Here is an 18,645-nt window from a genome sequence, read left to right on the forward strand (position 1 = left end):
GTCGACTACTTCTCGGTCGGCTACGGCGCGACCCCGCGCCTGCTCCGGTTCTGGCGGCGGGCTGGCTACCGGACCGTCCACCTCTCGACCTCGCGCAACGACGCGTCCGGCGAGCACTCGGCGATCATGCTTCGGCCGGCGACCGGGGTCGGCCGCGACATGCTCTCCCGCCACGCCGTCGCCTTCCGAGACCGCGAGCGCGACGGGCTCTCGGACGCCCACCGCGACGTCGACCCCGACGTGGTCGTCGGCGCGCTCCGCGCCTGTCCGGCGCCGGTCCCCGTGGACCTGACCGAGACCGAGTGGCGCTCCGTCGTGGGGGCGTCGTTCGGCCCCGGGATGTACGACAGCGCGCCAGGCGCGTTCAGGGACCTCGCGATGGCGGCGCTGATCGAGGACGACTCGGCGCTCGACGACCGCGAGCGACGCCTTCTCGTCCGGAAGGTCCTGCAGGGGCACCCGTGGGAGTCAGTCGCCGACGAACTCGGCTATGTCTCGACGGCCGCCTGCATGCGCGCGCTCGGCGACGCGTACGAACCGCTCGTCGAGCGGTACGGAACCGACTTCGCGCTCGCGGAGCGGGAGCGGTTCATAAGCGGCTGAGGAAGAGCGACCCGTTTTAGAAATGAACGCTGCGGCGGCGTGCGCCTGCGAGCGGCCGGCAGGCCGTGAGCAGACCGCACGAGGGAGGCGGCGGCCCGGCACGGCTCTTGCCCGTGCCGGCCCGCCCGCCGAGGCTGGGGAGGTGTGAGGCTGCGGTAGCGGGCGGGAGGGACTCAAAGGGGCAGCCGCGAGGCGGGCGCAGGCGATGTAAGCACCACAGGGAGCGAGTGAAACGAGCGACCGAGGAGCACAGCGAGCGTGCGCCCGCCTCGCGGCTGGGGCTTTGGAGGCGTTCACTGTCGCTCTGCAGTCATTCACTTATAACCGAGCGGCTGGGGCTTCAGAAGCGTTCACCACACCGCCGACATCGGTACAGAATTTAAAAGCGATCGTCTAGATCCGGTTCTCGCGGCCGGGGTCGACGTCGATCGCGTCGACCGGGCAGACGTCGACGCAGAGCATGCAGTCGATACACTGGTCCTCGTCGATCGGGTTCGCCTTCCGCTCGGATTCCGAGTGGCCGGGGGTGTCCACCCACTCGAACACGTCGACCGGGCAGTCCTCTAAGCAGGCGCCGTCGGCGAGACAGATGTCGAAGTCGACGGCGACGTGCGTGCCGCGGATCCCCTGCTTTTCGGGCGGGTCGACGGGACCCCACACGGCGACGCCGTCCTCCTCGCCGACCCGCTCGCGGTTCGTCTCGAAATTGGGGTCGATGGCCATCGTATGCGTGGTTCGCCGTTCGAGGGTTTAAACTCCGCGACGAGCGGATCGGGCGACGCCCTCGGGCCCGCCCGGCCGCGAACGCCCCGCGTCGCCCGACTACGGGTGCGCGTAGTACGCGAGCAGGTCCTCGTCGCCGTCGGGCCCGTCGGGCTCGTCGGTCGCGGCCGGCTCGAACGCGTCGATCCGGGCGAACCCGACGCGCTCGAACTGGACGATCCCGTCGGGGTCGACGTCGGCGACCGCGGGCTCGGCGATCCCGCGGACGTCCCCCGAGACGGTCCGCAGGAGCGTGTCGAGCCCCTCGTCGGCCGGCGCCCAGTGGACCACGTCCACGTCGCCCTCGCGGACGACGTCGATGTCGGCGTCGACGAAGGCCAGCTCGTCGCCCGCGTACCGGACGCAGCCGTATCCCTTGAGCCAGACGCGCTCGCCCTCGCTCGGGAGGTCCGAGGACTCAACGACGACCCGCCCGGCAGGGACGGTCCGATCGCCGCGGTCCGGGTGGTCGGGGTGCAGCGGCGGGTGGCCGGCCTCGGGCGCGGACGCGTCGCCGTCGACGACCGGAAGGTCGACCGCGGGGTCGTCGTCGCGGTCGCGCACGAGGAAGTACCGGTTCGCGTCGTCGTCGACGAGGTCGCGGTTGTTCGCGTACACCGACGACATGGCGAGGTCGACGTCGGACGTGGACATCCCGAGGTCGGTCATCGAGTCGACGAGGGCCTTACCCCGGATGCCGCGGCGACGCATCGAGCGGATGGTCGGCGCGCGCGGGTCGTCCCAGCCGGTCAGCTCGCCGGTCTCGATGAGCTTCTTGATCGTCGAGGTGGAGAGTTTCACGTCGTACTCGTCGACCTGCACGTGCCCCCAGTGGAGCACCTCGGGGTACTCCCAGTCGAAGTAGTCGTAGACGAACCGCTGGCGCTTCGCGGAGTCTTGGAGGTCGATACCGCGGATGATGTGGGTGACGCCCGTGAGGTGGTCGTCGACGCCGGACTGGAAGTCGAGCATGGGCCAACAGCGGTAGTGGGCGGCCGCCTCGCGCGGGTGCGGGGTGTCGATCAGCCGGAAGGCGACCCAGTCGCGCAGCGCCGGGTTCTTGTGCTCGATGTCGGTCCGGACGCGGAGCACCATCTCGCCGGCGCTGTACTCGCCGTCGATCATGGCGTCGAACTCCTCGTGGACCGTCTCGGCGTCCTTCTCGCGGTGCGGGCACGCCTCGGCGTCGTTCTTGAGCGCGGAGAACTCGTCGCCGGAGCACGAGCAGGTGTACGCGCCGCCGGCGTCGATCAGGTCGCGCGCGTGCTCGTAGTAGGTGTCGAGCCGGTCGGAGGCCCTCAGGACGCGGTCGGCCTCGAAGCCGAGGTACGCGATGTCTTCGAGGATGGCGTCGTACGCGTCGAGGTCGGGCCGCTTCGTCTCCGGGTCGGTGTCGTCGAACCGGCAGATGAACTCCCCGTCGTACCGCTCCTTGTACGTCCCGATCACCGCGGGCATCCGGGCGTGACCGACGTGCCACGGCCCGTTGGGGTTCGGCGCGGCGCGCATCACGACCTCGCCGTCCTCCGCGTTGGGGAGCTCGGGAAGGACGTGATCGTCTTCTTCCGCCTCCGCCTCCAGCTCGGCGAGCCTGTCGGGCGCGAGCTCGGCGAGCCGCTCGCGGCGCTCGCTCTCGTCCATCCCCGCGACCCGGTTCACGACCGGCGCGACGACGCCGGGGATCTCGTCGCCGTGCGGTCTGAAGTCGGGGTTCTCGCCCATCAGTGGGCCCATGATGGCGCCCACGTCCGGGTCGCTGCCGTGTTTGAGCGCGTTGAACAGCGCGGCGGCCTCGCCGGCCGCCTCGACGCGCTCGCGGAGTTCGTCGTCCATGCCCGTCGGTTGTCGGGGCGGCTCAAAAACGCCGCGGAACGGCGGCCTGCGGGAGATCGCCGACGCGGGCGCGGCGGCGGCACGGCTGCTGGTCGGGAGGCGCCGGGGAAGCGGACCGAAGGGACGGCCGCGGCGGGGGGCCGCGTCGGAGGGGTCCGCAGGTAGGGGCACCCGATCCCACCTGGCGGACGAACTTAAACGGTCGAGACCGTTCACGGCGGAAGCGGCACGAGATGGGCCCGAGCGCCCTGTAAACGGTCGAGACGCTTATTAATCGCGGAGGTTTAGTGTGTCGGATCGTCGCCGGTCGTCGCCTTGATGTCGCGCGGCATCGTGGGTGGGGCATGAACACGGGAGCGACTCGGCGGGTCCGCCTGTCGGCGGAGGGATCGGCGTGGTAGGACCCATGTCGGACGAGGAGCGCGACGAGGGGAACCGGAAGATCAAGATCGGTTTCCTCCTGCTCGTGGCCGTCTCGCCGCCGCTCATCGCTCTCCAGTGGGATGCGACGCCGGCGGAGCTGGTCGCCCTCCTGGGCGGCGGGCTCGTGTTGGGAGTGCTGTTCGTCTGGTACCTGGGACGCCTCGCCGGCCAGTTCACCGGCGGCGGGCGGCGGCCGGGCCGGCGTCGGTAGGGACCGACGGCAACGAGAGTCCAGTCGGGCTCGTGGCGAGCCCCGGACTCAGTCGGTGTCCGGTCGCAGGGCCTCCCCGGCGCCGACGGTCACGACGTCGCCCGCGCGGTCGCCGGCGACGGACCGCGACGACGACAGCGGGGAGACGCTCACCTCGCCCTCGACCGCCGCGAGCCGGTCCGACCCCGGATCGTCGGCGACGTCCCCCCGAAGGAACTCCCGCCAGAAGCGGTCGCGGAGCTCCATCCCCATCTCGCCGCGTCGCTCGCCGAACCCGCCCTCGCCCCGCGATCCCTCGCCTCGCGACTCCTCGCCCGGACGGAACTCGATCACGTCGAAGCCGCGCGCGGGCTCCGTCAGCCGGTAGGTGGGGTCGACGGCGGCCTCGTCGTCGGCGGCCGGCGCGTTGACGTTCAGCACGTCGGCGCCGAACGGGAGCTCGACCGGCCCGTCGCCCTCCCACGCTTCGACGCGGTCGAGCAGGTCGAGCACCGCCTCGGCCGCGAGCGAGAAGTCGCCGTTCTCGAGGGTCGGCGGGACCGGGAGGTTCCCGCGGTCGTACAGCGAGACGGCGATCGCCGGCGTACCCAGGAAGGCCGCCTCCATCGCGGCACCGACCGTGCCGGACTGGCCGAGGATGTGCGCGCCGATGTTCGGGCCGTGGTTACAGCCGGAGACGACGACGTCCGGGTCGAGTTCGAGGGCGACCTCGGCGACGGCGACGCAGTCGGCGGGGGTGCCCTCGACCGCGACTCCCGCGTCCGTCTCGGCGTACTCCACGGTGGTCTCCCACCACGAGCGCGTGCCGCCGACCCCGGACTGGTTCTGCTTCGGCGCGACGACCGTCACGTCGTACTCGCGCGAGAGCGCGTCGGCGAGCGCTCGGATCCCGACGGCGTCGATCCCGTCGTCGTTCGTGAGGAGGATCTCGCGGGTCATACGTCGTACTGTGAGGGGGTGGGGCAAAACGCCGCCGGTCGCGGGCGGACGCGGGGTCGAAGGACGGCGGGCGGTGCGTGACGGGGGAGGCCGACGCGGGAACCGACAGGCGTCGGGCGGGTGGTACTCCGGAGCGGTCAGCGGAGGGAACCGCGGGGGATAACGGAACGAACCGCGGGCGGGGCGACGGGCGCCGGTCAGTCGGCGGCGACGCGCGGCGTCGACTCCGCGAGCTTCAGCACCTCGTCGAAGAAGCCGAGCGAGTCGTGCGGGCCGGGGTTGGCCTCGGGGTGGTACTGGCGAGTGATGATCTCGAGCTCCTCGCTGTCGAGTCCCTCGACGGTGTCGTCGTTGACGTTCACCTGCGTCACCTCGAGCGGCCCGGTGTCGTCGACCGTGTAGCCGTGGTTCTGCGTGGTCATCACGACCCGGCCGCTGCGGAGGTCCTGAACGGGCTGGTTGACGCCGCGGTGGCCGAACGCCATCTTCTCCGTCGAGCCGCCGAGCGCGCTCGTGATCACCTGCTGGCCGAGACAGATGCCGGCCATCGGCAGCTCGCCGGCGAAGGCGTCGACGACCTCGTGCGCGGCGACGAAGTTCTCCGGGTCGCCCGGGCCGTTCGAGACGAAGAGCACGTCGGGGTCGACGGCCGCCACGTCCTCGGGCGTCGCGTCGTACGGGAGGACGTGGACGTCCGCGCCGCGCTCGGTGAGCGAGGAGATGATCGACCCCTTCGCGCCGCAGTCGAGCATCGCGACGTCGACGTCGCCGCCGCCCTCGTGGACGGTCGGCTCGGTGACGGACACCTGCGCGCCGATGTCGACGTGGTCGCTCATCGGCTCGCACGCCTCCATCTCCGCGATCGCGTCCTCGGGGGTCGCGTCCGGCCCGGCGGCGATCCCGCAGGCCATCGCGCCCTCCTCGCGGACGGTCGTGACGATCTCGCGGGTGTCGACGTGGTCGACGGCGGGCGCGCCCTCGCCGGCGAGCCACTCGGCGACGTCGTCGGTCAGTTCGCGGGCGATCGCGGCGTTCGGCTGGACCGACTCGGACTCGAACCGCTCGGTTCGGACGCCGTAGTTCCCGATCAGGGGGTACGAGAAGGTGAGGATCTGTTCGGCGTAAGAGGGGTCCGTGAGCGACTCCTCGTAGCCGGTGTACGCGGTCGTAAACACCAGTTCGCCACGGGTGCGCCCTGACGCACGAGCGCGCGCTTCGAGCACGCGTCCGTCGGCCAGCGCGATGTAGGCGTCCGACATTACGAGAAACGTACGCGCAAAGGGTAATAAATGCGTCGTTCGTAGCTACGTTACGATATTCGTAACGAGTAAGTCGTCGGAGGGAGTGGTCCGGATATGGACGACCTCGATCGCCGGATTCTCTCGATCCTGCGCCGGGACGCGCGAACCCCGTACACGGAGATCGCGGACCGGGTCGGCACCTCGGAGGGGACCGTGCGCAACCGCGTCGACCGCATGACCGAGGAGGGGGTCATCGAGCGGTTCACCGTCACGACACGCACCGGCAACGTGAAGGCGATGATCGAGATCTCGGTGGAGATGAACGTCGACACCGCCGCCGTCGGCGAGCGGATGGTCGAGTGGGACGAGGTGGACTTCGTCTGGCAGGTGTCCGGCGAGGACGACGTCGTACTCGTGGTCGACGCCGTCGACACGCGCGCCGTCAACGAGCTGATCTCGCAGGCCCGCGAGATGGACGAGGTGAAGTCGACCAAGACGCGGCTCATTCTGGACGAGCGGCTCGGTTAATCGGCCGGAGTGCGGAGGTGGTTTAAAAGCGTCACAACGGCGGCGACACCGCTGCTGGCGGGTCGAAATAACGCGAAAAGATTCGAGCGGGCGGGACTCGCCTCGCCAGCCGAAAGCGACGGCCGCGGCGCGTCTATTCGAGCGTGCTCTGGGTGACGAGGGTGTCGTCCTCCAGGTAGTGCTCGATGTGGTGGCCGTGCTCCTCGACGTCTTCGAGGATGTCGCGGAGCTGTTCCTCGGTGTTGTAGTCGCCGAGGTTGCTGGCGAGCTGGATGTGCTCGCGGAGCATCTCGGTGATGTCGCCGAATATCTCCAGGTCGTTCCCCAGCGACGTCCGGATGTCGTAGGCGTCGGCGTCCTCCGGGCTCACCGGCGCGTGCTCCTCGTAGTTCGCGCCGCCCGAGAGCGGCACGCCGCCGAGGGCCTGCGCGCGCTCGGCGAGCACGTCGGCACCCTCCTCGAGGTCCTCCGCGACCTCGCCGAGGTAGACGTGGATGTCGTGGAACTCGGCGCCCTCGACGAGCCAGTGGTGTTTCTTCACCTGGTGGTAGAGGACGTACGTCGCCGCGAGGTCGGTGTTGAGCGCGTCTACGAGCTGCTCGGCCTTCTCTTCGGGGACGCGGAGCGCTTCGCTCTCGTGGACGTCACCGTAGCGTTGACGGGCCTCTTTCTGAGTGCTCATTTCTATCTGCACATACGCGCGCGGGACACTTAACTGTTTTCATTGTGTTAATCAGAATTTCTAATTTGAAAAATTATTTTTGTTTTATTGAGATCTCCGCTGGGTTCGCGCTGCCCTGCGAGGTCGTCTGCGGCACGGCGGCGGTCGCCCCGGCGCCGGAGCGGTCGCGTCAGGAGCGCCCGCGAAGGGAAACGTCTTAATGGACTACGCGCGCAGTTCGTGGTATATGAGTAACGGCGACGACGATCCGGCCGACGCCTCCGAGGAGGCCGACGCCGCTGACGACGCGGAGGAAGAGGCCACCGTCACAGATTCCGCCTCCGAACAAGCCGACGACGAGGAAGTTGACGCTACAGCCGACGACGAGGAAGTTGACGCTACAGCCGACGACGAGGAAGGCGACGCCGCAGACGACGAGGAAGTTGACGCTACAGCCGACGAGGAAGTTGACGCTACAGCCGACGATGAGGAAGAAGGTGACTCCGAGTCGACCGAGGTAGCCGGCGCGCCGACGCTTCCCGACGAAGCGACCGAGGAGTCCCTGAACGAGTACCTCGACGAGATCGCGGCGCTCCTCGACGACGCCGAGACCGAGGCGGACCTCGACGACGTCGACGCGCTCCTCGACGACGCCGAGGCGGAGATCGAGGAGGCCGGCCTCCCCGAACCCGACGAGGACGACGAGGACGCGGACGACCCCCGCGGCGACCTCGAGGACCGCGTCGCGGAGCTGCGCGAGGGCGTCGAGGAGGCGCGCGGCCCGTACGCCGAGGACGTCATCGACGCGATCGAGAGCGCGGGCGCGACGCTCGAGGAGACCCAGTGGACCGCCGCCGGCCTCGACGACGCCGTGGCCGCGGTGACGGCCTTCGTCGAGGCGGCCGCGGACGCCGTCGACGACGAGGTGGACGCGGACGCTATCGAGACGGACGTGGAGGTCGCGGACGCGGCGGACGACTCCGCCGCGGTCGACGACGGGCCCGAAGGCGAGGACGGGGACGACCCCGTCTCCGCCCTCGTCGCCGCCCTCGACGCCGTCGCAGCCGGCGTCGCGGACGCCGACCTCGATCCGGACGACGACGCCGAGACGATCGCGGCCCTCACCGAGGCGACGGACGAGCTCGAGGCGGCCCTCGACGACGCCGAGGAGTGGGACGATCTCGAGACCAACGAACAGCTCCGCGCGCAGGGGTTCTACGACGTGCTCGGCCACTACAAGGACTTCCCGGTCGAGTGGTCGGCGCTGAAAGAGCACGAGGCGCGCGGCAACGTCGACATGATCCTGCTCGCGCTCGACTCGCTGACGTCGGACTTCATGGAGCGGCACTGCTTGGAGGCGTTCGAACGCATGGGCAAGCGCGGGAAGACCGAGGCGTCGGTCGGGGAGCTGCTCGGGCGCGCGGAGAAGCGCGATAAGTTCGCGATTCGCATCCTCGGGAAGATGGCCGCCGCGGAGGCGACGGAGACCCTCGTGGAGTACGTGCCGGAGGACTCGAACCCGCAGCTCCAGAAGACGACGTTCAAGGCGCTCGGCGAGATCGGCGCGAGCGAGGCGGTCCAGCCCCTCGCGAACGCGCTCGTCGACGAGGACACCGAGGAGCTCGTGCGTCCCCACGCGGCGCGCGCGCTCGGACTCATCGGCGACACCCGCGCGGTCGACCCGCTCGCGGACGTGCTCGACGGCGACGGCTCGGACGACGTGCGAGCCGCGGCCGGCTGGGCGCTCCGCCAGATCGGGACCCGCGACGCCCTCGAAACCGTCGCCGAGTACGCCGACGAACACTCGTTCCTCGTCTCGACCGAGGGCGAGAAAGCCCGGCGCTCGCTCGACGCGGCGTCGGCACCGGCCTGACTCGGCGACCCGAACGCCCGACCCTTCTTAACGGATGACGCGGGAAGGCACGCCGTGTCGTTCGAACCGTCTCGTTCCGCGAGCGCCTCGGTCTCGGTCGCGGGTATCGTCGCCGTCGCCCTCGTGCTCCTCGCCTCGCTGACCGCCGCGCCGGTCGCGGCCGTGGGTGACGCCGAGATCGGCTCGGAGGTCGTCGGACCCCGCTCGGGAGGCGTCGTCTCGGAGTCGGCTGAACCCCCGGAGAACCGGACGCTCGTGTCGGAGCGGCCGCGGATCGTCGAGCTGTTCCCGAATCCGACCGCGACAGGAAATCGCGGCGAGTACCTCGTCGTCAGACTCCCGGAACGGGGGAACTGGTCGCTCTCGGACGGCTACCACGAGGCGGCGATTCCGGCGAACGCGAGCGGGGTCGTCGCGCTCTCGATGGATCCCGCGAACACGACGTCGCTACTCGACGACGAGGCGGCGGGCGCTCGTCACGAACCGACGGATCTCCGCGAACTCGACGGCTACTTCCCGCTCTCGGCGTCCGGCGACCGGATCGAACTCCGTCGAAATGGAACGGCGGTCGCCGTCGTCGACTACGACCGCGCGCCCGAGGGGCACCGCTGGCGCGCGGAGTGGGGCGAGTGGCGGCCTCGGGGATACGACCCGCGATCTCCGACCCGCACGACGAACGCGACCGTGAGACCGTTCGTGCTGCCGGACAGTCCGGGGATGCCGGTCAAGCCGCTTCGCGCGGCGGAAGACCGTCTGTTCCTCGCCGGCTACACGCTGGGATCCGAACGCGTCGCCGACCTGCTCGTCGCGGCGGCCGACCGCGGGGTGGAGGTGCGGGTCCTCGTCGAGGGAGCGCCGGTCGGCGGGTTTTCGGCACGGAGTGCCCGGCTCCTCGACCGAGTCGTCGCAGCCGGCGGCGAGGTGCGCGTCCTCGACGGCGACCCGGAGCGGTTCCGCTTCCACCACGCGAAGTACGCCGTCGCCGACGACCGCGCGGTCGTGCTGACGGAGAACTGGAAGCCGTCAGGCACCGGCGGCCGGACCAATCGCGGGTGGGGCGTGGTGACGGGCGGGTCGTCGGACGAGGCGGCGTCCGAGGCGGCCGCCGACGACCTCGCCGCCCTCTTCAGCGAGGACGCCGCGGCGTCCGACGCCCGGTCGTGGGAGGCGTTCCGCGCGGAGGCCGAGTTCCACGAGGGGGGCGCGGCGAACGGGAGCTACCCGACGCGGTTCGAGCCGCCTCCGCCGACGACGGCGGACGTCGAGCTCCTTACGGCCCCCGGCAACGGCGCCGATACCCTGGTCGCGCGGATCGACACCGCGGACGACCGCGTGCTGGCGGTCGTCCCGCGGACCGGGGGCCCGGACAACCAGCTCGTCCGCGCGCTCAGGCGGGCCGCCGACCGCGGCGTCGACGTTCATCTGCTGCTGTCGGGCGCGTGGTACGACCGGGAGGAGAACCGCGCGCTCGTCGAGGCGCTCGCGGACGAACCCGTCTCGGTCGCCGTCGCGGAGCCGCGCGGTCGGTACGGAAAGGTCCACGCGAAGGGCGTGGTCGTCGACGACGCGGCGGTCGTCGGGAGCCTCAATTGGAACGCGGGCGCGGCGACGGAGAACCGGGAGGTGTTGCTCGCAATCGAGGACGAGGCGGTCGCGGACTTCTACGCTCGCGCGTACGCGGCCGACTGGCGCGGCGGCGGGGTTCACTTACCGCTCGGGCTCGTGGGCGGTCTCGTGGTCACAGCCGCGGCCGCCGGCGTCGTCGCTCGCAGGGAGGTGGCGTTCGCGTGACGGACTGACGCGGCGTGACGGACCGGCGCGGAAAGCGGCGGGGGCTCAGTCGTCGAGCGCGGCGGTCGAGGAAAGCGCCTCGTCGATCTCCGCTTCGGCCATCTTCTCGACGAGCGACTCGATGACGGCGCTCCGCCGTCCCTTCACGAACTTGATGGAGCCGACGACGAGGTGGCCGCCGCCGGAGACGCCCGCCTCAGGAAGTTCCTCGTTCAGCTCGGTCACCATGTTCGGGATGTCGAGGCGGACGCCGTCGGACCGGAGCACGCAGAAGTCCGGGCCGTAGCCGATCGTGATGACGGGGTCTCCCGTCTCCCGAACGCGGGTGTCGTGCAGCTCGCCGGTCGTCTTCCCGGGCGCCGGGTAGGTGAATCGGTGGGCGTACTCGTCCAGGTCGATCCGGTAGAGGTGCGCACCGGAGGCGAGTCGCTCGTGTTCGACGTGATCGTCGAGCGCGTCGATCTGTCGGTCGACGTCGCGTTCCGCCCGTTCGGAGAGGAACTCCACCAGCTCCTCGTGACGCTCTTCGTCCTCGCAGCCGACGTTCAACGCGTCGTTGACGAGGGTCTTCCCCTCGGAGTAGCGCAGCCAGTGAGCGGCGTAGTCGAGCGCCTCGCCGATGTCGAGCAGGTCGGTCTCGTCGTAGCCGGCGTCCTCGGCGAGCGCGACGTAGTCGTCCATCGCCTCCGCCTTCGAGCGGTCGGAGAGCCCGGCGACGGCGGGGACGTGTTCGAGCTCCTCGGTGATCGACGGGTCGATCAGCCGGGCGAGCTCGACGCACATCATCCCCGTGGTGACCCGGTAGTCCTCGTCGTGGAGGTACGGGTTGACGTGGGCGTCGAGCAGCGGCTCGACCGCCTCGGGATCGGGGTGGTGGTGGTCGACGACCGCGATCGGAATGTCGTAGTGCGCGAGGTTCTCGTAGGCGGGGACGTCCTCCTCGGTCGACCCGTTGTCGAGCATCAGGAGGAAGGGCAGCTTCTGGCCGTGGCGGGCGCGTCCCTCTAGGGCGAAGTTCAGATCGCGGGTGACGTCCTCCATCTCGTAGTACGGCGCCTTGCTCGGGAGCCGCTTGAACAGGTGACGGGCCGCGTCGGCGTCCTCGTGCACGTCGCGGACGAAGTTCTCGAGTGCGAGCTGGACCGGGATCGCCGCGCACATTCCGTCGCCGTCGGCGTGGTGGCGGACGCGGATCGGGCGCCCGGCGAGCACGGTCCGACGGAGCAGCCGAGCCAGCTCGCGGAGGTCCTCGTGGATCGGCTCGAACGCCTCCCACGCGACGAGGGGCTCGACGTCGGCGGGGGCGGCGCGCTCGTCGAGCGCGGCCTCGAACCGCTCGCGGGCCTCGGCGGCGCGCTCGTCGGGGAGCCGCCGCAGCGCGCCGACCTCCAGCTGGAGGGCGTTCTCGCGGGTCTCGACCGTCCCGCTGACGTGGACCATGTCGCCGACCGCGACCTCGGGGTACGCGCGGACGCCGGCCTCTTCGAAGGCCGCACAGGAGACGACGCCGGAGGCGTCGGCGACGGCGAATATCGTCGGGCCGCCGGTCTGTTTCGCCTGGACGACCTCGCCCTCGACGGTCACCTCGTCGCCCGGGGAGAGTCCGCGGACGCGGGAGACCGTCGGTTCGTGGGTGACCGTCTCGGTGCGGTAGTCGTCGGGGTCCTCGTCGTCGAACGCCACGTCGCCGTTCTCTTTCACCTCGGTCAGCCGGACGACGAGTCGGTCGCCGATCGCGTACTCGCCGTCGAGGTTCGATTCGTGGACGAGGCCCGAGAGGGCGTCCGAGACGTCGACGAAGACGCCGTAGTCGACGACGCCGTTGACCTCGGCGTGGTACAGCGCGTCGACCTCGGCGTCTTCGAGGGTACAATCGGGTGCCAGGTCGTAGACGATCGGCCGGTCGTCGGCCGCCCCCTTCGCCGCAGCGGCGTCGGGTTCGGGGCTCGAATCGCCCCGCGTGCCGGAATCCCCGGCGGAGTTCTCGCTCATGTATCAGCAAGGGGAACGGCCGGTGTTAAGCTTGTTCTCTCGCGTCTCCGCCACTCTCGGCGCGTCCTCCGATACCGTCTGGGCCCGACGGCGTGAGGCTGCGGTCGCGCGGTCCGGAACCCCTATGGGGCGACGGCGCCTTCGCTCGGGTATGCGACTGTTCCGCTCGGACGAGCTCCTCGGGATCGCCCGAGAGACGATGGAGTTCGTCCTCGAGGCGAGCGAGGAGACCCACCCCAACGAGTACATGGGGTTCCTCCGCGCGGACGACGCCCGGAAGCTCGACATCGACCGGGACGGGCAGGTGATCACCGACGTGCTCGTCATTCCCGGAACCGAGTCCAGCCCGACGAGCGCCAGCGTGCGCACGCACATGAAGCCGAACGACATGCGCGCCGTCGGGTCTGTCCACTCGCACCCGAACGGGGCGCTCCGACCGAGCGCGGCCGACCTCGCCACGTTCGGACAGGGAGAGGTCCACGTCATCGTCGGCGCCCCGTACGGGTGGGGCGACTGGAAGGCGTTCGACAACGAGGGGAACCAGACGACCCTCGACGTGCTCGACGTCGAGGTGCCCGACGAGCACTTCTTCGATTTCACGCAGGAGGACATCGACAGCGAACTCAGCGAGGAGCGCCGCGAGGACGGCGGCTTCCTCTCGTGGTTCCGATGACGCGAGTCGTCGCGCAGGGGACCTTCGACCTGCTCCACCCCGGTCACGTCCACTACCTCGAGGACGCGGCGACGTACGGCGACGAACTGCACGTCATCGTCGCCCGGCGCACCAACGTCACTCACAAGCCCGAGCCGATCCTCTGTGCCCGCCAGCGGCGGGACATGGTCGCCGCCCTCGACGCCGTCGACGGCGCCCATCTCGGCGACCCGGAAGACGTGTTCGTGCCCATCGAGCGGCTCGATCCGGACGTGATCGTGTTGGGGTTCGACCAGCATCACGACGAGGGGGGAATCGCCGAAGCGCTCGCGGCCCGCGACATCGACTGTCGGGTGGAGCGAGCGTCGGGGCGGGAGCCGCGCTACGAGGACGAACTGCTCTCCAGCGGCGACATCGTCGATCGGATCCTCAGGCGGCGCGGCGAACGCGAACTCAACGGCGACGGGTCGCGCAGCGGCGACGGCGACGGATCGCACGAGACCGTCGACGCGACTCGTGACGGCGGCGAAGGGGAATAGAGACGGGGATAGCCCCCCTTTACCGGGCGAATTCATCGAAGCGCGGGACATATATGGGTCCGTTACTAACCACGTACAAGTGACGATATCCGACCGATTCCCCGCGGTTCTCGCGGCGACGGCGATGGGCGTGTACCTCCTCCTCGTCGTCGGCGCCACCACCTCGCTCACGGAGGCGGCGGCCGCCTGTTCCGGCTGGCCCCTCTGTGGCGGCGGCGTGCTCCCCGCCGAGAGCGCCGGCTGGGTGGCGCTCGGCCACCGAGCGATAGCCGCCGTCGTCGGCGTCCTCGTGGTCCTGTCGGTCGCGCTCGCGTGGGTCGCCGACGCGAGCCGTCGGGTCCGAATCGCCCTCGCGGTCGCGCTCGCGTTGTTCCCGGCGCAGTCCGCGGTCGGCGCGCTCGTCGCCGTGGGCGAGCTACCGACCGCGCTCGGGTCGGTGCACCTCCTCCTCGGCGTGACCATCTTCGCGTCGGTACTCGCCGCGCTCGCGTGGTGGCTCGAGGCCGAGACCGGCTCCCCGGACGACGGCGCCGTCGATTTCCAGCCGGGCACGGACGACCTCCCGCCGATAGAGGAGGCGCCAGAGCCCGAGATTCCGACCGCGACGGTCCCGCGGCTGAAGGCGACCGCGGCCGCCTACTTCCGGCTGATGAAGCCCCGCCTGATGTGGCTGCTCTGCCTCGTCGCCGCCGCGGCGATGGCGCTCGCCGGCGGGCAGGGGTTCACCCCGTACGTCGTCGGCGCGACGCTGGCCGGCGGCGCGCTCTCGATCGGCGCCTCCGGGACGTTCAATCACGTGTTCGAGCGCGACATCGACAAGCGGATGCAGCGGACCAACGACCGCCCGCTGGCGACCGACCTCGTCCCGGTACGCAACGCGCTCGCGTTCGGACTGCTGTTGACGGCTGCCGCGCTCGGCCTCTTCTGGACGGTGAATCCGCTGACCGCGGGTCTCGGACTGGTCGCGATCCTGTTCTACAGCGTCGTCTACACGCTCGTGTTGAAGCCGAACACGGTCCAGAACACCGTCATCGGCGGCGCGGCGGGCGCGCTCCCGGCGCTCATCGGCTGGGCGGCGGTGACCGGCGAGGTCGGCGGCGGCGGGCTGCTGCTCGCCCTGGTCATCTTCCTGTGGACGCCGGCGCACTTCTACAACCTCGCGCTGGCGTACAAGGAGGACTACGAGCGGGGCGGCTTCCCGATGATGCCCGTTGTCCGCGGCGAGACGGCGACGCGCCGCCACATCGTCTGGTACCTCGGCGCGACGCTCGTCGCCGCGGTCGCGCTCGCCGTGGTCGCCGAGCCCCTCGGCGCGCTCTACGCCGCGGTCGGCGTCGCCCTCGGCACGGTGTTCCTGTGGATGGTCGTCCGACTGCACTACGAGCAGACGGAGGCGGCGGCGTTCCGCGCGTTCCACGCGTCGAACGCCTACCTCGGGCTGCTGCTGTTCGCCGTCGTGTTCGACGCGCTCGTGGTCTGACGAGGACAGGCGAGCGGCGCGGCGATGATTTAAAACCGTTCGCCTCGAAGCGGAGTCGAATGACCCGAATCGAAATCGAGTACTGCGTACCGTGCGGCATGTTGAACCGCGCTCAGGACGTCTCGACGGCGCTGCTCACGCAGTTCGGCGAGGAGATCGACGAGGTCGCGCTGGTGACGGGCGACGACGGCGTGTTCGTCGTCCGCGCGAACGACGAGGTCGTCTTCGACAAGGGCGAAGACGAGTACGACGTCGACGCCATCGTGCGGGCCGTCAAGCCGTACGTCGGCGCCCCCGCGTGAGGTCGGTCGGACCGTCGCACGGCGCTCTTGCGTCACTCCCCCTTATAAACGGCCCGCGCCGAGTTCGTCACCACGAGGACGCTGCTCGTCGCCATCGCGAGCGCCGCGAGGAGCGGGTTGAGCACGCCGGCGATCGCCATCGGGATCGCCACCGCGTTGTAGACGAACGCCCAGCCGAGGTTCTGCTTGAGCCGGCGGTTCGTCCCGCGCGTGACCGCGAACAGCTCCGGGATCGCGGCGAGCCGGTCCTCCAAGAGCACGGCGTCGGCGGCGTCGGTCGCCAGGTCCGTGCCGCTCGCGACCGAGACGCCGAGGTCCGCCGCGGCGAGCGCCGGCGCGTCGTTGCTTCCGTCGCCGACCATGGCGACGCGCTCGGTCGCCGCGAGCCGCCGTACGGTCTCGGCCTTCGCCTCCGGCGGCACCTCCGCGAACGTCTCGTCGACCGCGGGGTGGTCCTCGAACCGACGCGCGGCGGCGGCCGAGTCGCCGGTGAGCACCACGACGCGTCGCCCGTCCTCGGCGAGGTCGGTGACGACCGCTTCCCACCCGTCACGGACCTCGTCGCCGACGACGAGGACGCCGACGACCGACCCCTCCCACCCGACGAACACGGGAACGCGACCCGCGTCCCGGGCCGTCTCGCCGGCTTCCTCCAACGACGCCGGCACAGTCCACTCCCCGCCGTCGAATAGCGACCGGTGCCCGACGACGACCGTGTCGCCGTCGACACGCCCCGTGACGCCCCGGTCCGAGACGGTCACGTCGGCGGTCGAGGGGATGTCCGTGGCGTCGTCACCGGGCGCGGCGACCGCCCGCCGTCCGTTCCGCTCGCCGCCGGCCGTCACGCCGCCGTCGGTCGCCGGTCTCGCGGCGTCGCCTGCGTCGTCGCGAGCGGACCGCCGGTCGTCGCCCGCGACGGCGTCGACGATCGCCTCGGCGACGGGGTGAACCGAGGCGCGCTCGACCGCCGCCGCCCGGCGACGCACCTCGTCGGGCGAGGCGCCGTCGGTGACGGCGTCGAGCAGCCGCATCTCGCCGTCGGTGAGCGTCCCCGTCTTGTCGAGTACGACCGTGTCGATGTCGGCCGCCTCCTCGAAGACGGCGTCCGAGACGATCACGATCCCGCGGCGGGCCGCGTCGCGGATCCCCGCGGCGATCGCGAGCGGGGTCGCGAGGCCGAGGGCGCACGGACACGAGACGATCAGCACCGTGAGCCCGACCAGCGCGGCGTCCACGGGCGCCGAACCGAGCGCGACGGTCGCCGCCGCGCCGAGGACGGCGACCACGACGACGAGGGGGACGAACACGGTCGCGAGCTTATCGACGAGCCGCTGGATCCCCGACCGCGAGCTCTGGATCTCCCACAGCAGCCGGACTAGCGTGTCGAGCGTGCTCGTCGCGTCCTCGCCGACGGCGACGACGATCGGCGCGTCGGTGACGACGGTCCCCCCGCGGACCTCGTCGCCCTCCCGCTTCGTCGCCGGAAGCGACTCGCCCGTGACGAGCGCCTCGTCGACGGCGGCGGTCCCCTCGACGACGGTCCCGTCGAAGGGGACGCGCTCGCCGGGACGCACGAGGAGCCGATCGTCCGGCTCGACCGCGTCGGCCGCCACGGTGTCCCCGGCCTCGGTGCGGACCGTCCGGTCGCCGGCCGTCGTGAGCTCGGAGAGCATCCCGGTCGCGCGGCGTTTGATCAGCGACTCGTAGTGGTTGCCCGCGGTGACGACCAGGATGACGGCGATCGTCACGTCGAAGTAGAGGTCGGTGCGGCCGATCAGCATCGCGAGCGTGCTGTACGCGTACGAGCTGGCCGCCGCCAGCGACACCAACAGATCCATGTTCGGCTGCCGCGCCCGAAGGCTCACGTACGCGCCGCGGAGGATCGGGTAGCCAGTATAAAAGAGGACGATCGAGGTGAACACCCACACCTGCGTGAAGAGGTAGGTGCCCGAGACGCCGCCGAGGTCGAGAATCGGCTCGTAGCCGAAGTACGTCGGGTACAGGAAGAGGACGTACCACAACATCGCCATCATTCCGAAGAACCCGCCGCCGATCAGAAAGCGGACCACGGCGACGTCGTCGCCGTCGGGTTCCGGATCGGCGCGGTCGCTCGCGGTGTATCCGGCGACCGAGAGCCGCGCCGGGAGGTCCTCGGCGCTCACTACCTCGGGGTCGTAGTCGACGCGGATCGTGTCGGTGGCGTAGCTCGCCTCCGCGGCCGCGACGCCCTCTTGCTCGCCGGCGGTCAGTTCGAGGAACGACTCGCACGTCGCGCAGTGCATGCCGTCGACGTGGAGGAACGTCGTCTCGCCGTCGAACGACTCCTCCGGTTCCGTCTCGGGGCGTCGCTCGTCGAGGTCGTCGAGGTCGTCGACGTCGTCCAGCGAGCGGGCGACCGCGAGGCAGCCGCGGCAGCAGAACTCGCCGTCGACGTCGGGGGCGGTGTGGGGGTCCTCCCCCGTCGGCAGGTCACAGAGGGTGCAGTTCGACATGTGGGTCGGCGCCGGTCGACGCCGCTACGCCTCCTCCGGATCCGGCGCGTCCGAGGCGCCCGAGCCGGGGCGGAGGCTCCCGCCGGTCGCGACGCGGAGGCTCCCCCAGATGATGAGCACGTTCACGAGCGTCACGGCGACGACGATCTCCGCCCGGTCGGCGAGGAACACCACCGCCGGGATGAGGCCGGCCAACACGAGAAGCACGGCCCGCTGGAGCGAGAATTCCATGTCGAAGCGTTCGGGCCGCCGAACATATATAACGCCCGTGTTTTCAGCCCCCGAGAACGGGTAGATGTTATATATCTCTCGATCTATAACCC

The 18,645-nt window shown here is 70.6% G+C and carries 17 protein-coding genes; 9 read left to right on the plus strand and 8 right to left on the minus strand.

Translation table 11 applies throughout. From position 1 onward, the window contains the following. Positions 1 to 603, plus strand: a 603-nt coding sequence (locus R6U01_RS12140; protein WP_410286715.1) for a GNAT family N-acetyltransferase, incomplete at its 5' end; no start/stop codon positions are given. Positions 604 to 996: 393 nt separating this feature from the next. On the opposite strand, the gene R6U01_RS12145 is transcribed toward R6U01_RS12140, so the two are convergent. Then, a complete protein-coding gene (locus tag R6U01_RS12145) occupies positions 997 to 1,326 on the minus strand; it encodes a ferredoxin family protein (RefSeq protein ID WP_410286716.1) in 330 nt (109 codons plus the stop codon). Between the two features lie 99 nt (positions 1,327 to 1,425). Continuing rightward, positions 1,426 to 3,198 (minus strand): glutamate--tRNA ligase, encoded by a 1,773-nt coding sequence (locus tag R6U01_RS12150; protein ID WP_410286717.1) that lies wholly within the window; start codon positions 3,196 to 3,198, stop codon positions 1,426 to 1,428. A 406-nt stretch (positions 3,199 to 3,604) separates the two neighbouring features. On the opposite strand from R6U01_RS12150, the gene R6U01_RS12155 reads away from it, so the two are divergent. Further along, a complete protein-coding gene (locus R6U01_RS12155) occupies positions 3,605 to 3,832 on the plus strand; it encodes a hypothetical protein (RefSeq protein WP_410286718.1) in 228 nt (75 codons plus the stop codon). A gap of 48 nt (positions 3,833 to 3,880) precedes the next feature. On the opposite strand, the gene surE is transcribed toward R6U01_RS12155, so the two are convergent. Both surE and carA read right to left on the minus strand, forming a co-directional pair. Beyond that, positions 3,881 to 4,771 (minus strand): 5'/3'-nucleotidase SurE, encoded by an 891-nt coding sequence (gene surE / locus R6U01_RS12160; protein WP_410286719.1) that lies wholly within the window; start codon positions 4,769 to 4,771, stop codon positions 3,881 to 3,883. A gap of 197 nt (positions 4,772 to 4,968) precedes the next feature. Next, positions 4,969 to 6,030 (minus strand): glutamine-hydrolyzing carbamoyl-phosphate synthase small subunit, encoded by a 1,062-nt coding sequence (gene carA / locus R6U01_RS12165; RefSeq protein WP_410286720.1) that lies wholly within the window; start codon positions 6,028 to 6,030, stop codon positions 4,969 to 4,971. Between the two features lie 96 nt (positions 6,031 to 6,126). Here carA and R6U01_RS12170 point away from each other — a divergent pair, with 96 nt between their 5' ends. Further along, entirely contained in the window at positions 6,127 to 6,540 is a 414-nt protein-coding gene (locus R6U01_RS12170) for an Lrp/AsnC family transcriptional regulator (protein WP_410286721.1), read from the plus strand. Between the two features lie 133 nt (positions 6,541 to 6,673). Here R6U01_RS12170 and dpsA read toward each other — a convergent pair whose 3' ends face one another. Continuing rightward, the gene (gene dpsA / locus R6U01_RS12175) at positions 6,674 to 7,222 is read right to left on the minus strand and encodes a DNA starvation/stationary phase protection protein DpsA (protein ID WP_410286722.1); all 549 of its coding nucleotides are present in this window, start codon (positions 7,220 to 7,222) and stop codon (positions 6,674 to 6,676) included. Positions 7,223 to 7,448: 226 nt separating this feature from the next. Here dpsA and R6U01_RS12180 point away from each other — a divergent pair, with 226 nt between their 5' ends. Together R6U01_RS12180 and R6U01_RS12185 are read left to right on the plus strand one after the other, a co-directional pair. Beyond that, positions 7,449 to 9,074, plus strand: coding sequence for a HEAT repeat domain-containing protein (locus tag R6U01_RS12180; protein WP_410286723.1), 1,626 nt, complete (start codon positions 7,449 to 7,451; stop codon positions 9,072 to 9,074). Between the two features lie 54 nt (positions 9,075 to 9,128). Continuing rightward, a complete protein-coding gene (locus R6U01_RS12185; protein ID WP_410286724.1) occupies positions 9,129 to 10,865 on the plus strand; it encodes a phospholipase D-like domain-containing protein in 1,737 nt (578 codons plus the stop codon). Positions 10,866 to 10,910: 45 nt separating this feature from the next. Here the strand turns inward: R6U01_RS12185 and R6U01_RS12190 are convergent, their stop codons facing one another. Further along, positions 10,911 to 12,857, minus strand: coding sequence for a DHH family phosphoesterase (locus R6U01_RS12190; RefSeq protein ID WP_410286725.1), 1,947 nt, complete (start codon positions 12,855 to 12,857; stop codon positions 10,911 to 10,913). A gap of 151 nt (positions 12,858 to 13,008) precedes the next feature. Between R6U01_RS12190 and R6U01_RS12195 the strand changes: the two genes are divergently transcribed. The 4 genes from R6U01_RS12195 to R6U01_RS12210 all read left to right on the plus strand — a co-directional run bounded on the left by R6U01_RS12195 (position 13,009) and on the right by R6U01_RS12210 (position 15,830). Then, a complete protein-coding gene (locus R6U01_RS12195) occupies positions 13,009 to 13,530 on the plus strand; it encodes a Mov34/MPN/PAD-1 family protein (RefSeq protein ID WP_410286726.1) in 522 nt (173 codons plus the stop codon). Next, positions 13,527 to 14,048: an adenylyltransferase/cytidyltransferase family protein gene (locus R6U01_RS12200; protein WP_410286727.1), complete on the plus strand. Its 522-nt coding sequence runs from the start codon at positions 13,527 to 13,529 to the stop codon at positions 14,046 to 14,048. Before R6U01_RS12195 ends, R6U01_RS12200 begins: the two co-directional genes overlap by 4 nt. Positions 14,049 to 14,172: 124 nt before the next feature. Next, positions 14,173 to 15,528 (plus strand): heme o synthase, encoded by a 1,356-nt coding sequence (locus R6U01_RS12205; protein WP_410286763.1) that lies wholly within the window; start codon positions 14,173 to 14,175, stop codon positions 15,526 to 15,528. A gap of 59 nt (positions 15,529 to 15,587) precedes the next feature. Next, positions 15,588 to 15,830 (plus strand): SelT/SelW/SelH family protein, encoded by a 243-nt coding sequence (locus R6U01_RS12210; RefSeq protein WP_410286728.1) that lies wholly within the window; start codon positions 15,588 to 15,590, stop codon positions 15,828 to 15,830. 32 nt (positions 15,831 to 15,862) lie between these two features. Here R6U01_RS12210 and R6U01_RS12215 read toward each other — a convergent pair whose 3' ends face one another. Next, positions 15,863 to 18,322 (minus strand): heavy metal translocating P-type ATPase, encoded by a 2,460-nt coding sequence (locus R6U01_RS12215; protein ID WP_410286729.1) that lies wholly within the window; start codon positions 18,320 to 18,322, stop codon positions 15,863 to 15,865. A 24-nt stretch (positions 18,323 to 18,346) separates the two neighbouring features. After that, positions 18,347 to 18,553: a hypothetical protein gene (locus tag R6U01_RS12220; RefSeq protein WP_410286730.1), complete on the minus strand. Its 207-nt coding sequence runs from the start codon at positions 18,551 to 18,553 to the stop codon at positions 18,347 to 18,349. Between the last annotated feature and the right edge of the window lie 92 nt (positions 18,554 to 18,645).

Origin of the sequence: Halorubrum sp. (genome assembly GCF_046498025.1) — an archaeon.
In the GTDB taxonomy this organism is placed as follows: domain Archaea; phylum Halobacteriota; class Halobacteria; order Halobacteriales; family Haloferacaceae; genus Halorubrum.

Bases quoted from the DNA above. Each gene is read 5' to 3' on its own strand.
- R6U01_RS12205 (WP_410286763.1), top strand. From the start codon at position 14,173: ATGGGCGTGTACCTCCTCCTCGTCGTCGGCGCCACCACCTCGCTCACG.
- R6U01_RS12180 (WP_410286723.1), top strand. From the start codon at position 7,449: ATGAGTAACGGCGACGACGATCCGGCCGACGCCTCCGAGGAGGCCGAC.
- dpsA (WP_410286722.1), bottom strand. From the start codon at position 7,222: ATGAGCACTCAGAAAGAGGCCCGTCAACGCTACGGTGACGTCCACGAG.
- R6U01_RS12145 (WP_410286716.1), bottom strand. From the start codon at position 1,326: ATGGCCATCGACCCCAATTTCGAGACGAACCGCGAGCGGGTCGGCGAG.
- R6U01_RS12150 (WP_410286717.1), bottom strand. From the start codon at position 3,198: ATGGACGACGAACTCCGCGAGCGCGTCGAGGCGGCCGGCGAGGCCGCC.
- R6U01_RS12210 (WP_410286728.1), top strand. From the start codon at position 15,588: ATGACCCGAATCGAAATCGAGTACTGCGTACCGTGCGGCATGTTGAAC.
- R6U01_RS12220 (WP_410286730.1), bottom strand. From the start codon at position 18,553: ATGGAATTCTCGCTCCAGCGGGCCGTGCTTCTCGTGTTGGCCGGCCTC.
- R6U01_RS12200 (WP_410286727.1), top strand. From the start codon at position 13,527: ATGACGCGAGTCGTCGCGCAGGGGACCTTCGACCTGCTCCACCCCGGT.
- R6U01_RS12170 (WP_410286721.1), top strand. From the start codon at position 6,127: ATGGACGACCTCGATCGCCGGATTCTCTCGATCCTGCGCCGGGACGCG.
- surE (WP_410286719.1), bottom strand. From the start codon at position 4,771: ATGACCCGCGAGATCCTCCTCACGAACGACGACGGGATCGACGCCGTC.
- R6U01_RS12155 (WP_410286718.1), top strand. From the start codon at position 3,605: ATGTCGGACGAGGAGCGCGACGAGGGGAACCGGAAGATCAAGATCGGT.
- R6U01_RS12190 (WP_410286725.1), bottom strand. From the start codon at position 12,857: ATGAGCGAGAACTCCGCCGGGGATTCCGGCACGCGGGGCGATTCGAGC.
- R6U01_RS12215 (WP_410286729.1), bottom strand. From the start codon at position 18,322: ATGTCGAACTGCACCCTCTGTGACCTGCCGACGGGGGAGGACCCCCAC.
- carA (WP_410286720.1), bottom strand. From the start codon at position 6,030: ATGTCGGACGCCTACATCGCGCTGGCCGACGGACGCGTGCTCGAAGCG.
- R6U01_RS12195 (WP_410286726.1), top strand. From the start codon at position 13,009: ATGCGACTGTTCCGCTCGGACGAGCTCCTCGGGATCGCCCGAGAGACG.